The 15,871-nt window shown below is 63.5% G+C and carries 12 protein-coding genes and 1 tRNA gene; 9 read left to right on the plus strand and 4 right to left on the minus strand.

The features are described 5' to 3' along the window. The first annotated feature begins 3 nt into the window (after positions 1–3). The 5 genes from GGD67_RS31810 (at position 4) to GGD67_RS31830 (ending at position 2,710) form a co-directional block, all read left to right on the plus strand. Positions 4–471: a low molecular weight phosphatase family protein gene (locus GGD67_RS31810; protein WP_018321267.1), complete on the plus strand. Its 468-nt coding sequence runs from the start codon at positions 4–6 to the stop codon at positions 469–471. Positions 472–624: 153 nt separating this feature from the next. Further along, on the plus strand, positions 625–1,254 hold the full coding sequence (locus GGD67_RS31815) for a Maf-like protein (protein WP_018321268.1): 630 nt from the start codon (positions 625–627) through the stop codon (positions 1,252–1,254). Between the two features lie 145 nt (positions 1,255–1,399). After that, complete coding sequence (yacG, locus tag GGD67_RS31820; protein WP_026202520.1) at positions 1,400–1,582, plus strand: DNA gyrase inhibitor YacG; 183 nt, start codon at positions 1,400–1,402, stop codon at positions 1,580–1,582. Positions 1,583–1,757: 175 nt separating this feature from the next. Beyond that, a tRNA-Phe gene (locus GGD67_RS31825) sits at positions 1,758–1,833 on the plus strand. 382 nt (positions 1,834–2,215) lie between these two features. Then, positions 2,216–2,710 carry a hypothetical protein gene (locus GGD67_RS31830; RefSeq protein ID WP_246784475.1) on the plus strand — a complete coding sequence of 165 codons (495 nt, stop codon included), beginning with the start codon at positions 2,216–2,218 and terminating at the stop codon, positions 2,708–2,710. Positions 2,711–2,819: 109 nt separating this feature from the next. Here the strand turns inward: GGD67_RS31830 and GGD67_RS31835 are convergent, their stop codons facing one another. Next, positions 2,820–7,649 carry an NAD-glutamate dehydrogenase gene (locus GGD67_RS31835; RefSeq protein ID WP_179738369.1) on the minus strand — a complete coding sequence of 1,610 codons (4,830 nt, stop codon included), beginning with the start codon at positions 7,647–7,649 and terminating at the stop codon, positions 2,820–2,822. 488 nt (positions 7,650–8,137) lie between these two features. Between GGD67_RS31835 and GGD67_RS31840 the strand changes: the two genes are divergently transcribed. From GGD67_RS31840 to GGD67_RS31855, 4 genes are all read left to right on the plus strand, one after another. Next, positions 8,138–8,770 (plus strand): DUF1326 domain-containing protein, encoded by a 633-nt coding sequence (locus tag GGD67_RS31840; protein WP_092254084.1) that lies wholly within the window; start codon positions 8,138–8,140, stop codon positions 8,768–8,770. Between the two features lie 60 nt (positions 8,771–8,830). Then, a complete protein-coding gene (locus tag GGD67_RS31845; RefSeq protein ID WP_244550632.1) occupies positions 8,831–9,610 on the plus strand; it encodes a DUF2182 domain-containing protein in 780 nt (259 codons plus the stop codon). A 356-nt stretch (positions 9,611–9,966) separates the two neighbouring features. Beyond that, positions 9,967–12,522 (plus strand): EAL domain-containing protein, encoded by a 2,556-nt coding sequence (locus GGD67_RS31850; protein ID WP_179738371.1) that lies wholly within the window; start codon positions 9,967–9,969, stop codon positions 12,520–12,522. Positions 12,523–12,787: 265 nt separating this feature from the next. Next, positions 12,788–13,036, plus strand: a complete 249-nt coding sequence (locus tag GGD67_RS31855) for a hypothetical protein (protein ID WP_026202521.1) — start codon at positions 12,788–12,790, stop codon at positions 13,034–13,036. Positions 13,037–13,269: 233 nt separating this feature from the next. Here GGD67_RS31855 and GGD67_RS31860 read toward each other — a convergent pair whose 3' ends face one another. From GGD67_RS31860 to GGD67_RS31870, 3 genes are read right to left on the minus strand one after another with little or no spacing between them, the layout of a single operon-like run. Continuing rightward, entirely contained in the window at positions 13,270–13,944 is a 675-nt protein-coding gene (locus tag GGD67_RS31860) for a cupin domain-containing protein (RefSeq protein WP_179738373.1), read from the minus strand. Between the two features lie 2 nt (positions 13,945–13,946). Next, positions 13,947–14,690, minus strand: coding sequence for an SDR family oxidoreductase (locus tag GGD67_RS31865; RefSeq protein ID WP_092254092.1), 744 nt, complete (start codon positions 14,688–14,690; stop codon positions 13,947–13,949). Beyond that, positions 14,684–15,802: an FAD-dependent oxidoreductase gene (locus GGD67_RS31870; protein WP_179738453.1), complete on the minus strand. Its 1,119-nt coding sequence runs from the start codon at positions 15,800–15,802 to the stop codon at positions 14,684–14,686. Before GGD67_RS31870 ends, GGD67_RS31865 begins: the two co-directional genes overlap by 7 nt. Between the last annotated feature and the right edge of the window lie 69 nt (positions 15,803–15,871).

Consider the following 15,871-nt stretch of genomic DNA (forward strand, 5'->3'; position numbering starts at 1 on the left):
GCGATGGCGGGTCCGCCACGCGCACGCGATCCGCAATCGGTGCTGTTCGCCTGCGCGATGAACAGCGTGCGCTCGCCGATGGCCGAGAGCCTGTTGCAGCACATGTTTCCGCAGGGCCTCTACGTGAAATCGGCCGGCGCGAGGCGCGGCGAGCTCGATCCGTTCGCGGTGTCCGTGATGGCCGAGCTCGGCCAGGACATCTCCGCTCACAAGCCGCAGACCTTCGAGGAGCTGGAGGATTGGGAGGGGCTGAATTTCGATCTCATCATCACGCTCTCGCCCGAGGCGCACCACAAGGCGCTGGAGCTGACGCGGACGCTGGCGGCCGACGTCGAATATTGGCCGACGCAGGATCCCACCACCATCGAGGGCAGCCGCGACCAGAAGCTGGCAGCCTATCGCGACGTCTGCGACCAGCTGTTGATGCGCATCCGCCGGCGTTTTGCCAAGGTGGGCGCGGCGAGCGGGTAGCATTCGGCACCCGTAACACCGCCGTCACACACCGTGGGCACATGCTGTCGGAAGCCTCGAATCACCAAAGCTCGGGTTCCCGGGTTGTGAAATCAGCCCCCTTCCGATAGGTTCCGCGCGCAATTCACCCCCTGCTCATCCCCCAAATCACTGATGCTTGGCCGCCCCAAATTCGTACTTGCCTCCGGTTCGCCGCGGCGCCTGTCGCTGCTCAACCAGGCCGGCATCGAGCCGGACGCGCTCCGGCCGGCCGACGTCGACGAGACGCCGAAGCGGGGCGAGCTGCCGCGCGCCTGTGCCAATCGGCTCGCAAGGGCCAAGGCGGACGCGGCGCTCAAATCGGTGCAGCTGGATGACGAGCTGCGCGGCGCCTTCATCCTCTCCGCCGACACGGTGGTGGCGGTTGGCCGCCGCATCCTGCCCAAGGCGAATCTCGTGGACGAGGCGGCGCAGTGCCTGCGGCTGCTGTCGGGCCGCAACCACCGCGTCTACACCGCGATCACCCTGGTGACGCCGCGCGAGGCGTTCCGCCAGCGGTTGGTCGAGACCCGCGTCCGCTTCAAGCGCCTCTCGGAAGACGACATCCAGGCCTATATCGGCTCCGGCGAATGGCGCGGCAAAGCCGGCGGCTACGCCGTGCAGGGCATCGCCGGCTCCTTCGTGGTGAAGATGGTGGGGTCCTACAGCAACGTCGTCGGCCTGCCGCTCTACGAGACCACCACGCTGCTCGGCGGCGAGGGCTTTCCGATCCGCTTCGGCTGGCTCAACGCCACCGCGGTGTGAGCCGGCCAGCCGCGGCCCAACAAAATCGCGAAAACAACCCCATGCACAGTAGAATGGCCTGACGGGGCGCACGCGCCGCCGGTACGAGGAACCTGTTTGCCGACAGGCTCTTGAACCCCTTCACCCCGTGCAAGCCGCCGACATCATGGACGACCACGTCAAAAAGCCCGCCAGCCCGCTCAAAACCTGCCCGATCTGCGGCAAGCCGCAGTCCGAGGCCACCCGTCCGTTCTGCTCGTCGCGCTGCCGCGACGTCGACCTGAACCGCTGGCTGAAAGGCTCCTACGTCATCCCCGGCCGCGACGACGACGTGGACGATGTAGAATAAGCAAATAGTTTCATAGACTTATTCGGCCGGTCGACGCGCCGCGCGCCAGCGGCGGCAGCTTGTGCACAGCCGGGCCGCGCCCGGCGAAGCCTCTTGGCGAAGCCGGGTGGACAGGCCGCTTCCGGCCCACTATAAACCGCCCGCTCGATGGGCTTTGGCCCCTCTCTTGGAGTACGCCCAGGTAGCTCAGTTGGTAGAGCATGCGACTGAAAATCGCAGTGTCGGTGGTTCGATTCCGCCCCTGGGCACCATTTCTACGCTTTTCCACGCTGGAGCACGATCTTGTACGATTGCGCCTCGCCAGATGATCGGCGCGAAGCGCGCTCGCGTATTTCTCTTCCTAGGGCTCGCTAAGTCTATGTACGTCAAATCCAGCGTTCAGAACCACGCTTCCGCACGCCCTTCCACGCCGGCCTCCGCGATCGACACTATCTGTTGACCGTCGACCAGCTCGAAACGGCATCGTACCGGCGCCTTCAAAGCAGCGACGCGTGGAAGAGGCATTTGGAAAACCGCGGCTCGCGGCGGTGTCTGGAATCAAGGCATCTAAGTCGTTCGGCAGGCTTGGCCGAGCGCCTAGGCTCCCGCCACAAAGGCCGCGCGATCCCGCGCGGCTTCCGCAGGAGCGCAATAATGAAGCAACTCAAGGATATTGCCATCGAAGCTCATGGAGGCCTCGATCGGTGGCGGCAGTTCGAGCAGGTGTCGGCGGATCTCGTGCAGGGCGGCGTCCTGTCCTTGAAGGGACAGGCTGTCACCCTCGAGCGGACCAAGGTCACCGCGGGTCTGAAGAGGGAGTGGGCGTCACACGCTCCGTTCGGCGCTGACAATCGGCGCTCGCGCTTTGAGCCGAGCCGGGTGGCTCTGGAAGCTGACGACGGAACGGTGCTCGAAGAGCTGCTTGAACCGCGGGCGAGCTTTGCCGGCCATGAGTTGCAAACGCCGTGGACGGAACTGCAACTCGCCTACTTCCCCGGCTGCGCCATGTGGACCTATCTGAACATGCCGTTCCTGCTCGCCTGGCCGAGAGTTGAGACCGAGGAACTGGAGCCCTGGCCGACCGATAGCGGCGACTGGCGCCGCCTTGCGGTGCGATTTCCGGCAGAGATCGCGACCCTGGACGAGTGAGGGAGGGGACAGACGCGTGATCTTCAGCAGCAGGCAATCGAGGCCCATGGCGGCCTCGTTGGCGTCGACATCACAGACTATCGCTTCGAGTGAGGTCGGCCGTCGGGACTCAGGCCTGGACGAGGTCTCCCAGCAAATTGGCTGCCACCGTCAGCTTGGCGAGCGTCAAGCCGCTGGCCGCGATCTCCTCGACCAAGCGGCGAACGCGCATCGCCTCAGGATGAGCCGCAAGCCAGTCGCCGGTGGCCTGCTGGCCGGATTCGCCGTTTGCCAGCATGTTGGCGACCAGTGCTCTTTCCGCGGCCGCGATCTGGCCAACGGCACGATCGATGGCGAGACGTTCGTAATTATCGTTGGCCGGCACGCTGCGCGCGGCGGCGATGATCCGATCGAGTCTGAATTCGGCCTCGGCGGCGAAGAAGGTCGTGGCGGCGTCACCGATGGCCCGGTTGGTGCGCTCCGCGACGGTGACGATATCCGGTGCGGAGAGGAGCGCATCGAGATCGGCGAGTTCTGCGGCAAGGCCCGCCGGGACACCGGCATCGATCAGATCCTGCCGCCGCCTGGTGCGCCCAGCCTGCGAATCCTGCGGCAGGGTCTTGTCGAGCCCGGCGGCGATCTCTTGGATTCCGGGGCCGAAGCGTGCGATCACGGCGTCCAGACCGGCCTTGAAATCAGCATTGCGCACATACCAGACCATGCGTGAGAGCAGGAGATCCTGGATCGCTGCGTAGAGGCCGAGTTGCAATTGCCCGTCGATGCGGGTGTCGAGTGCATCGATCCCGGCATTGAGCCGCTTGAGGCCGTAGGATTCGTCCACCGCCACGAAGGCCATGACGATGGTGGCGATATCGGCGTCGGTCTCGTCGGTCAGGCGCACGACACAGGCCGGGCCGCCCCGGTTGATCACGGCATTGGCGAGACTGGTGGCGATGATCTCCCGCCGGAGCCGATGCAATTGTACCGCTGTCGGGAATTGCTCCTGCACCTGGCGCGGAAAATATTGGGATAGTTCGCGGGCGAGATAGGGATCGTCGGGTACGCCAGTTGCAAGCAGGTCGTCGTACAGCGTCAGCTTGGCGTAAGCGAGCAACACGGCAAGCTCGGGCCGCGTCAGGAGCTGGCTGCGTCTCGTACGCTCAGTGATCGCCGCATCGTCGGGCAAGAACTCCACGGCGCGGCTGAGCAGGCCGCGCTGCTCTAGCGACTGCATCAGTCGGGTGAGGAAGCTGATCTCGGCCACCCCTTTCCGTTCGGCCAGCGAAAGCGCCAGCGTCTGAAGATAATTGTTGCGCAGCACCAGCGCGCCGACCTCCTCGGTCATCGCGGCGAGCAGGCTGTTGCGGTCGCCTGGACTGAGGCGCCCCTCGCGCTCGGGGCGCGCCAGCGCGATCTTGATATTGACCTCGACGTCGGACGTGTTCACGCCGGCCGAATTGTCGATGGCGTCGGTGTTGAGCTTCACGCCCTTCTGTGCCGCCTCGATACGGCCGCGCTGGGTGACGCCGAGATTGGCGCCTTCGCCGATCACCCGGGCGCGGACATCGGCGCCTGTGATGCGGATCGGATCGTTGGCGCGATCGCCGGCCTGATCATCGCTTTCCGAGGACGAGCGGATATACGTGCCGATGCCGCCAAACCACAGGAGGTCCACGCGGGCCTTGAGGATCGCTGTCATCACCTCGAAAGGCGTGGCCTGCGGCTTGTCGAGATCAAGCAGTGTGCGCATTTCCGGCGCAAGCGGGATCGCCTTGAGCGAGCGCGAGAACACGCCGCCGCCTTGCGAGATCAGGGACTTGTCGTAGTCCTGCCAGCTCGATCGCGACAGGCTGAACAGGCGCTTGCGTTCGGCGAGGCTGACCGCCGGATCAGGCGAGGGATCGATGAAGATGTCGCGGTGATCGAACGCCGCGACGAGCTTCGTCGCCGGCGATAGCAGCATGCCGTTGCCGAAGACATCGCCCGACATATCGCCTACGCCGGCAACCGTGAACGGCTTGGTCTGGATGTCGGCGCCAAGCTCGCGGAAGTGACGCTTGACCGCCTCCCAGGCGCCTCGCGCCGTGATCCCCATCTTCTTGTGGTCATAGCCCTGACTGCCGCCGGAGGCGAAGGCATCGGCGAGCCAATGGTGCTTCTCGGCCGAGATCGCATTAGCGATGTCGGAGAAGGTGGCGGTGCCCTTGTCGGCGGCGACGACCAGGTAGGGGTCGTCGCCGTCATGCCGCACAGTCGAGTCGGGCGGCACGATGGTGTCGCCGTCGAGATTGTCGGTGAGTTCGAGCAGCGTGCGAACGAAGATACGATAGGCTTCGGTGCCTTCCGCCATGAAGTGGTCGCGACCCGAGGGTGACGGCAGGCGCTTGGGCACGAAGCCGCCCTTCGCGCCGACCGGCACGATCACGGCATTCTTCACCTGTTGTGCCTTCACGAGGCCCAGGATCTCGGTACGGAAATCCTGCGGCCGGTCGGACCAGCGCAGACCGCCGCGCGCGACCTTGCCAAAGCGCAGATGAATGCCTTCGACGCGGGGCGAGTAGACGAAAATCTCGTACAGTGGTCGCGGTGCCGGCAGGGCCTCGATCTTGCGGGCGTCGAACTTGAAGGAGATCACCGGATGCGGATGTCCATCCTGACCGACCTGCCACAAATTGGTGCGGATGGTTGCCTGCACGAGATTGGTGAAGCGGCGTAGGATGCGATCTTCATCGAGCGAGGCGACGGATTTGAGCTGCTCCTCGACCTCGGCGACGAGAGCCATCTCGCGCGCCGAGCGCTCCGCAATCGTGAGTCCAAGGCGCGGATCGAGGCGGCCCTGGAACAGGGCGACGACGTTGGCGGTAATCGCGGCGTTCCTGCGCAGGGTCTCCCACATATAGTCCTGGGTGAACGGAGCGCGGATCTGATGGAGGTAGCGCGACAACGCGCGGATCGTCGATACTTCCCGCCAACTCAGGGCTGTGCGCAGGATCAGTGCGTTGAACCCGTCGGATTCGGCGCGATCGTGGACCACCGCCATGATCGAGGCTTCCAGACGGTGGTTGAATTCACGGCTGATTGCGATCGGCTTGCCGTCGCTGGTCTCGATTGTCATATCGTGCAGCCATACCGGCGCCTGACTGGTGCGCGGCACGATCTGATAGGTGCGTTCGTTGACCACGTTCAAACCGTGATTTTCAATCACCGGTACGCGATAGGATAGCGACAGCGGTGCGGCATCCGAGAAGACCTTCAGGCCGAATCGTCTGGGATCGTCGTCCCCCGCGAGGCGGTAAACCGAAATCGTCACCGGTCGGGCTGAGGTGAGCTTTTCGATGGTGGTGATGTCGGCGATCGCCTGTTCGGCGCTGAATATCTCGGTGTAGCCGCCGGAAAAGGCCTGGGCATAGCGGCTTGCGAGCATGCGCGCCCGCATGCCGTCGGCAGACGCTGCGAGCGCGACCTTCAACTTGTCGGCCCAGGTCTCGGCAATGGCGCTGATCCCGGCTTCGAGTGTCTCGCGCTCGACGACCGGGGTCTTACCTTCATATCGTCCGATGATGTAGTGGACGCGCGCCAGTGATCCTTCGGGGAAGGACACGTAGGAGGCCGACAGGGTCCCCTTGTAGACCTGCGAGAGGAAGGCGCCGACGCGCGTGCGCACGTCGGTATCGTATTTGTCGCGCGGAATGAAGCAGAGGATGGAGACGAAGCGATCGAACTTGTCCACGCGTGCCAGCGCCCGGACCCGGGGGCGCTCATAGAGGATCAGGATCTCCATGACGAAATTGTAGAGCGTGTCGACGTCGATCTGGAACAGATCGTCGCGCGGATAATCTTCGAGAATATGCGTCAGCGCCTTGCCCGAATGGCTGTTCGGGTCGAAGCCGGCGCGCTGTAGCACCTGCGCCACCTTGTGGCGGGCGTAAGGGATTTGCTTGACCGATCGGGTATAGGCGCCGGACGTGAACAGACCGACGAGGCGCAATTCTCCTTCGAGCCGGCCGTCGGGGCTATAGAGCTTGATGCCCACATAATCCATCCGGATGCGGCGATGAACGCGGCTGGACACGTTGGCCTTGATCACGATGAGAAGGCTCGGCTCCCGCATGAACTCGCGAATTTCCGACGTCATCACCACCATTTCGCGACCGCGGCGCAGGACCTTCACCTCGGGATCGCGCAGGATGCCGAGGCCCTCGCCGGTCGTGATGTCATCCGACGCATCGCCGTCGGGGGAGAAGCGATATTCGCGCACGCCCAGGAAGGTGAAATTGTCCAGGCATAGCCAATGCAGGAACTGGCTGGCTTCGGCGATCTCGTCGATCGGCAGCGGCGGCGGATTGGTGGAGAAGATCTTGATCGCCTCCTCGATGCGGGCGCGCATGGGCTTCCAGTCGGTGACGCAGGCACGCGCGTCGTTCAACGTCATGGTCAACCCATCGACCAGCTTTTGGCGGTCGGCGTCGACGTCCATGCGGGCGATGTGGAGATGGATGAGGCTTTCGCGCGTGCCCCTTGCTCCCGCCGGCAGGGTTTCGCCATGGAAGCGCATCAGCTTGCCTTGCTCGTCGCGCTCCACGGCGATGATCGGATGGGCGACCAGGGCGACCTCGATGCCCTGCTCGGCTAGCTCGGCCAAAGTGGAGTCGAACAGGAAGGGCATGTTGTCGTTGAGAATTTCGAGCACGGAGATCTCGCGGCCATCCGGCATCGTTGGATTGACGATGCGGATATCGGCGTGCCCCGCCGTGCGCCGCTGTACATGTTCCCAGGCCTGCTCGGCCAGGAAGGCCAGCGAAGCGGCGTCGTGGTTGGCGAGATCCTCGCTATTGGTGTGGCCGAACAGGAGTTCGGCAAAAGTCCGGGGCGCGTTGCCTAGCTGCACGTTGGCCGCAGCATTGCGAATCAGGGTCGACCGGGCCTTGTCGTCACGCCACGCTTCCATAACGTCCTCCATCTCTCGCATCGTCCGACCGCAACCGCGATCATCAGTTTGCTTCTGGAGTTCATCGCTTCGAGCGCCGTTATCTTGACCGAGATCCGGCGCCGCGAAATCTGCCCTCGGCACCTGATCTTACCACTCCGGCGGCCAAGGCGCGCGGAACCGCGGCAAAAAGGCCTACGACACGGCCGGGTCGCAGATGCCACGAGAAATCATAAGTGTATTCAATGGCATACGAGTTCTCAGTTTTGTTCGGAGTGGCGCACCATCCCTCTCAGTTTCGGACGACCCCTAGCTTCGCCGCATGCGTTCGCTGTACGCGTAGGGCTACAGCTGATATGCTTTTCGCCATTGGGTGAACGGCAGCTCGCCAGCCGACTTTTTTGCGAGGCCGGCCTTCGGATCGGATTTCGATCCCGCTCGCGGCTCTACGTTTCGCTTCGACATAACGCTGAACAAATTCGTCAACGGCTGCCGCGTCCCCGCTCATTGGGAGATGTGCCATGGCTGCATCGGACTGGCGTCTCGAAGGCGAATGGATGAAGAACTGCACCTGCGCGTTTGGCTGCCCCTGCGATTTCAACGCACGGCCGACCCAAGGCTATTGCAAGGGAATGGTCGCCATGCGGATCGCCAAGGGACATTTCGAAGGGACCAGGCTCGATGGTCTCTGCTTTGCCATCACGGTCGATTTCCCTGGGCCACTTCATGAGGGCAACGGGACAATCCAGCCCATCATCGACGAACGCGCCACGGCGGAGCAGCGGCAGGCGTTGTTCGATATCTTTTCCGGCAAGCATTCGGCCGAAGGCACGCTTTTTCAGATCGTCAGCATGATCGTGACCAAGATCCACGATCCGGTATTTGCGCCGTTCGAGTTTTCCTTCGACAAAGAAGGACGCGTCGCAAAACTCGTCGCCAGGGGCGTGCTCGAGACCGATGTCGAGCCGATCAAGAATCCGGTGACCGGTGATCCGCACCGCATCCAGGTGGTCATGCCCGAGGGGTTCGAACATCGGGCGGCCGAGGTCGCATCCGCCAACATCCGCTCGACCGGCGCGATTCCGTTCGAGACCCGCGGTACGCATAGCTCGCTCGCCAATGTCGTGCAGACGCCCGAGGGCGTAGCGGCATGATGCGGCGCTGACACCGAGACAAAACCTCGGTGTCAGCTCCTCATCGCCATGGACAAGTCGATGCAGGGGCGCTCGATACTGGAACACCTGCTCCACCGCGACCGGCTGATCGTCGCGATCGGGACCGCCGCAGTGGTGGCGCTCGCCTGGGCCTATCTCGCCGCGGGCGCCGGCATGGACACCGAGATGATGGCCGACATGCCGGACATGGCGCCGATGCCGTGGACGCCATTCTATGGCGTGCTGCTGTTCGTGATGTGGTGGGTGATGATGGTCGCGATGATGGCGCCGAGCGCGGTGCCCACCGTTCTCCTGTATGCGACCGTCAAGCGCAAGCAGGAGACTGCCTCCCGCGCCGCAATCGATACCTGGATCTTTCTCGCCGGCTATCTCGTGACGTGGGCGGGGTTCAGTCTCGCGGCGGTGGTGGTGCAGGGAGCGTTCGAACGCTTCGGATTGCTGTCGATGGCGATGGCAAGCACCAGCGCGATTCTGGGTGGCGGCATTCTGATTGCAGCAGGGGTATATCAGTTCACACCTCTCAAACAGGCGTGCCTGCGCTACTGCGAGAGCCCGCTGTTGTTTCTCAGCCGACATTGGCGGCCCGGCACGCGCGGCGCATTGCGAATGGGACTTCGCCACGGCAGCTACTGCGTCGGCTGCTGCTGGTTTCTGATGGTATTGCTGTTCGTCGGCGGCGTGATGAACCCGGCCTGGATCATCGGCATCGCGCTCTATGTCGCCGGCGAGAAGCTGCTGCCGTTCGGCCGAAGATTGAGCTATGCGGCAGGCGGGGTCCTCATCCTGTCCGGCGCGATCGTTCTTGCGCGCGCAATCTGAAAAGCCGGCCCAAAGGCGGCTAAAAATGTGCGGCTTTCGACATGCCCATGTACCTGATTGCTCAAGGCCAGCCGACCTCCGTGATGATACGGATGTTTTAATCTGAAGAATTGAGCTTTACCCAAACACAAACTTAAGGCTGTTTCAGCTACCTTTGCGCTATGAACAGCACCCGCGCGCCGCTTTCGGCCGCGGGTGTCCCTGTGCAGTCGAGGCGGAGACAAGGCGATGCCAATACTGCGGGCGAGCGCAGTTCTGCCCTGGCGGCCGAAGCGGGGGTGCGCGTCGTGATTCCCGCAGGGGCAGTCCGCAAAGCCGGAAGAACGATCCTGCGGAATGGTCCGCTGCAGATTGCGTTGTTCTTTCTGCCCCTGGTCTGGATCGGCTATTTCGCAATCACCGCGTCGGAGCGGATGGACGCGGTCGAGCAGGCGCGGTCGCACGGCAACAGCGTCGCCGAACTGTTCGAGGAAAACACCGAACGCATCTTCGAGCGCGTCGATCAGTCATTGCTGGTGGTGCGAGCGCTCTACGCCCAGGATCCGCTCACCTTCAGCTTGAAGTCATGGTCGGACACGGCCCGCATTGCGACCGGCGACGTGGTTCAGTTCGCACTGATCGGATCGAACGGCTACATGACCGAGACGACCGCGGGCTATTCCGGCCCGCCGCTTTATCTTGGCGATCGCGAGCACTTCATCAATGTCATGGCGCAAGCCGACGATCGCCTCTACGTCGCCAAGCCGGTGCTGGGAAGGGCCTCGAACAAATGGACGATCCAGCTCGCAAGAAAGGTGTTCGACCTCGCGCGGAATCCGGCCGGAGTGGTCGTCGGCTCGATCAGCGTCGACGTGGTCGGCAGGTTCTACGACACGGCAAAGCTCGGCGTCGGCGGAACGCTGGTGCTCAGAAATGCCAATTACGTCGTGCTCGCCGCCCGGGGCGTGGACCAGGGCTCTGTGCTGGGACAACACGCACCCAGCCGCGTCGAGGGCGAGCTGGGTGACGGCTTCTATGTGCAATATTGGAACGAGAACCGACCAAACCGCAGCGACCGGTTGACCACGGCGCGCAGGTCGCGTGCGTTTCCGCTCATCTTCACCGTCGGCATTTCGGGGCAGGAGATTTATTCCCGCTCCGCCGTCAGGCAGAAGGTTTATCTCGGCGGCGCGCTGCTGCTTACGTTCATTATCCTCGCCGCGACGACATTCCATTGGCGACGGCAGCAGGCGCTGGATCGCGCTCACCGCGAGCGGCGCGATTTTGCCAGCAAGTTTGAGGATGCGCTCCGGAACCTTCCCCAGGGCTTGAGCATGTTCGATGGCCGCGACCGCTTGATCGCATTCAACCCGCAATGGCTCGAACTCTATGGCCTCCTGCCGGAAGACATTCGGATCGGCATGCATTTCCGGGATATATTCGCAAAACAGACCGCCGTGCTCGACGTCGAGGCCTATCTCGTCGATTTGAAGAACCGGCTCGCCCGGTCGGAGCAGATCTCGAACACCGTGCAGTTTCCCGATGGACGGGTCGTCTACATCTCCTACGGCCGGCGCGAGGGTGGCGGCTGGGTCGCCACTCATGAGGACATCACCGAGCGCAAGGCGTCGGCGGACCGCATCGAGCGGCTGGCGCATTACGACAGCCTGACCGGCCTTGCCAACCGCAACCTGTTCAAGGAGCGCATCGACGAGGCGCTGGCCAGCTCGCGCCGGCTGGAGCCTGGGTTCGCCGTACTCCTGCTCGATCTCGACAAGTTCAAGTCCGTCAATGATGCGCTCGGCCATCAATGCGGCGACGCGTTGCTGAAGCAGGTCGCCGACCGGATCAAGGCGCAGATTCGTGATGCCGATACGGCGGCGCGGATTGGCGGCGACGAGTTTGCCGTGATCGTGGCCGCGATGCGCGACGGCGCTGCAAGCCTGGCCGAGCGGCTGGTCCAGGCCATTGCCGAGCCCTATCACATCGATGGCCATCCCGTCGTGATCGGCTGTAGCATTGGCCTTGCGCTCGTGCCCGAGCACGGCACGCGGGTCGATGAGATCCTTCGCAACGCCGATCTTGCGCTCTACAGGTCGAAGAATGCCGGCCGAAGCTGCTTTCACCTTTATTCAGCGGAGCTCAAGGCGGAAGCGGATCAGCGCAACGTGCTCGAGATCGAGCTGCGCGAAGCGATCTGGCGCGAGGAGCTGGAGGTGTTTTATCAGCCCGTGATCGAGCTCGGCACCGGTCGGGTAAAGTCGGTCGAAGCCCTGGCGCGCTGGCATCACGGCACCAGGGGCTACATTCCTCCGGCTGAGTTCATTGCGGTTGCGGAGGCGGGGGGCTTGATCGTCGAGCTCGGCAATCAGGTGCTGGCCCGGGCCTGTCGCGATGCGATGAGCATGCCGGCCGACGTCAAGGTCGCTGTCAATCTCTCTGCCCTGCAATTTGCCGGCACCAATCTCGTCGACACCGTGACGTTTGCGTTGTCGCAAAGCGGCCTTCCGCAAACCCGGCTCGAGCTCGAGATCACCGAGAGCGTATTTCTCGCCGACACCGAGGAGAACCTCAAGACGCTCCAGCGCCTCAAGGCGCTCGGCGTCTCCATTGCCCTCGACGATTTCGGTGTCGGATACTCGTCTTTGTCCTATTTGACGGCCTTTCCTTTCGACAAGGTCAAGATCGACAAATCGTTCATCGACAGGATCGATCGCTGCGAGACCGTCGCCGTGCTGAAGTCCATCGTGCAGCTCGCGAAGACGTTGAAGCTCTCGATCGTCGCCGAGGGGGTCGAGTCCTTCGAGCAGGTCAAACGGCTCCAGTCACTCGGCATCCCGCTCGGCCAGGGATTTCACTTCAGCAAGCCCGTGCCGTTCGCCGGCCTCTCGTGGCAAAGCCCCCCGGCGCGACGGAAACGGCGAGCGGCGTGAGCTGAATGCCTCCGGCGTTTGTCATCATCGCCCGCCGCCCAAGAGCAGGAAAGCTGAGCAGGTGAAGGCTCCCTTTGAATAGCTTGGAAGGGGGAAGATTTGGTGGTTCGCTGGCACGTTAAGCTTCCGCTGAGAGCCGAAGGACCGCACCGCGCGGAGCCAATTCCCGAGCCAAATCGCACCCGCCGATCCTGGCACTCCACTTGCTGAGTCGTGACCAAAGCCGGGCCTCGGCAGGGAGGCCCGTTTCAGGTTGAGGCATGCGATGCAAGAAATGTCCCGTTCTGGTACTGCCGGAGAACTCCGGCTCGATGCGCTGATCGCCGATTTGTGGTGGCGCGTTCGGCTGTTGAATACCGACATTCTCGAGGAGGAAGCCAAAGCCGGGGTGTTTGACGTGCAGCAGCCGACCTATCCGCTGCTTGCACTCAACCTCCGAGCGCGGCGCGACAATCTGGTCTCCACGATCGGCGTGCTCGAGCAGCGTGCGAAGTCGGTGTCGGAAGCGGCTTGAGAGCGGCCGCAAATTGATGGCGGCGATCGATCGCGACGGCATCAGCCGGGCGATCGACACCTCCTCGCCATCGTAATGATGGGGCGAGGCGCTTCCGCCGTTCTCCGCCGCAAGCTCATCGCGACGGCCGTGCTAAAGCGCGATGAGATTAGGATGAAACATCATCGCGCTTCAGTTTATTGTTTGAGCATGATCTTTTTGGAAAACCGCTGCACATTTTTCCGGATCATGCTCTAGAATTCGCACACGTCAGGATGCAATAGCGGTCCCCGCTTGATCCAAACGCGGGCGCCCTCAGCGCCAACCTGCGCATGCAGATTGACGCCCGCCGGCAGACGCCCCCAATCCTGCGGGCTCATCGCCTCGCCGTCGACCGTGAGGCCGCCCGACACCAACAGAAACTCCAGGCCGCCCGAATTCTCCACTGTGACGGTCGCGGTCGCCCGCCAGTCCTCCAGCAAAACCGTCTCATGGCCATCATCGAACAACACTGTTGCGGCGCTTGCGCCGGGGCGCGGCTCCGCGGGCTGACCTTCGCCCGGCAGGCGGACGGTCTGCGCTCTGTCGTCAGCGCGGAACTGCCATAGCCGCACAAAGATCGTGCAGCCGCCCTGTGATGCGGGTGCATGCGAGGTGCCCGGCGGATTGCGCACATAGGTCCCGGTTGGATAATCGCCCTCGTCGTCCTGGAAGACGCCTTCCAGCACCAGAAACTCCTCCCCGCCGCTATGCACATGGCGCGCAAAGGCGCTGCCGGGCGCATAGCGGACGATCGAGGTGGCGCGTGCCTTCTCCTCGCCGATCCGAAACAGCATGCGGCGGTCGACGCCGGGCGCCGGACTCGGGATCCAGTCCTCCTGCGAGGCGTGGGCGATGACAGGGCGAGAAAGGTCGTCATTGATGCGCATGATCAGATCTCCGCAAATCCGCCGTCGACATTGATCTCGGCTCCAAGCAGGTAGCGCGAATCGTCGCCGGCCAGGAATGTCACCGCCGCCGCGATCTCCTCCGGCTTACCCATGCGGCCGGCTGGAACCTTGGAGCCGACCTTATCAGCATAGGCCCTGAACTCCTCTTCGGTCTGCCCGGGTGCGCGATGGATCGGCGTGTCGATCGGACCTGGGCTGACTGCATTGACGCGGATTTTTCGGGCGACAAGCTCCGCCGCCAACACGCGTGTGAAGGACCGTACGGCCGCTTTAGAGGCAGACAAGACCGCCCGGCCCGGCGTGCCGACCTGACCCAGCCATGAGGTGTTGAGAATGATCGAGCCGCCATCGGCCATGATCGGAAGCACTGCCTGGACCGTGAAGAATACGCCCTTCACATTGATGTCCATCAGGCGGTCGAAGCTCTCTTCGTCGGTCGTTTCAATCGGCGTTCCATAGGCGACGCCGGCATTGGCGAAGAGGATGTCGAGCTTGCCGAAGGCGTGGCCGACGATCTGCACCATCGCCTTCAGATCGGCAAGGGAGCGCACGTCGGCGCTGATCGTGAGCGTATCGCCGCCGACTTCCTGACGCGCGGCCTCCAGCTTGGCCGCATCAGTGCCGGTGATGGCGATGCGGACGCCCTCAGCGCGAAGCCGCTTGGCCGTGGCAAGGCCGATGCCACTATTGCCGCCGGTGATGAGCGCGGTCTTTCCGTTCAGCATGTGATGGTCTCCTGTGCATCGATCAATCGGGCGAGGACTTCGGCGACGGCGCGAGCCGCAGCATCGATCGCGCCGGCGAGATAGCCGGGTTCGGTCGCACTGGTCTCGCTACCGCCGAGCGAGATCCGGTCGGCCCAGGCGCCGCTCACCCAGGACGCTCGGCCGGGAGGCAAATGCGCTCCGCCGATGCGGTCGGCGTCGGTTGCGGTCAGCGGATCGGTGGCCCAATCCTTGAACAAGGTGGCACGAGGCTGCGCCGCTTCAGGTCCAAACAGACGCTCGAGCTGGGTAATGCAGGCCTGCACCAGCACATCCTCGCCAACGGCGAGGCGCTGATCCGCGGCGACACCGAGAAAGCCGAACAGCGCGGCCGATCCGAACGCGGTCGTCGCATCATGGATCTCCGCCATCGGGCCGACCATGCTCTGCACGGTGCCGGAGAGACTCCTCTCTCGCCAGAATGGTCGATCGTACAGCGCGAAGAATTTGGCGTGCGGCGCCATCCAGGTCGCGGTACTCTGCCAAAGTAATGCGGTCGCAGGCTCGAGGCCTGGCTGAAACGAAACCGTCCGTGCCAAGAGACGGGGCGGCAGCGCGAGGATCACCTGATCGGCAACCAGTATGGCAGAAGACGCATCCGCCGCTTTCATCGCCAAGGTCACCCCGTCGCGCGTCAGCGCGATACTGGTCACTGCCGATCGAAGCTGGAGGCGCTGCGGCGGCAGGGCCGCGACCAGCGCACGGATCAGCGCTCCGGTGCCGCCGGTCAGCCGCATCGATTGCGGCTCCTGTCTCATCGCGCGGAAGCGCTGGACTGTCTCCTTCGACATGCGTTCGAACAGAGCGTCGCCGTCGCCGTTTTGCGGAAAAGAGCTCAGTCCAAGCTCATGGATCAGCTCTCCCATCGCCGGCTGCAAGCCGGGCCAGAACCAGGACGGGCCGAGATCGAAGCCATCGTCAGAGATCGCTCCCGCACTGTCGACGGAGAGGATGCGCCCGCCAAAGCGATCTCTCGCCTCCAGCAGATGGAAGTCGATGCCGGCCGCATCGAGCAGACGCGCGGCGTAAAGGCCGGCAAGTCCGCCGCCCACAATGGCTACCTTGGTTCGCATGCTCATTTTTCGCAACTCGTGCGCCAGTCCACGTGTGTCGCTGTGACGATCATGTCGAAGGGTGCTCCC

The sequence above is a fragment of the Bradyrhizobium sp. IAR9 genome (genome assembly GCF_013408065.1).
Lineage (GTDB): Bacteria > Pseudomonadota > Alphaproteobacteria > Rhizobiales > Xanthobacteraceae > Bradyrhizobium.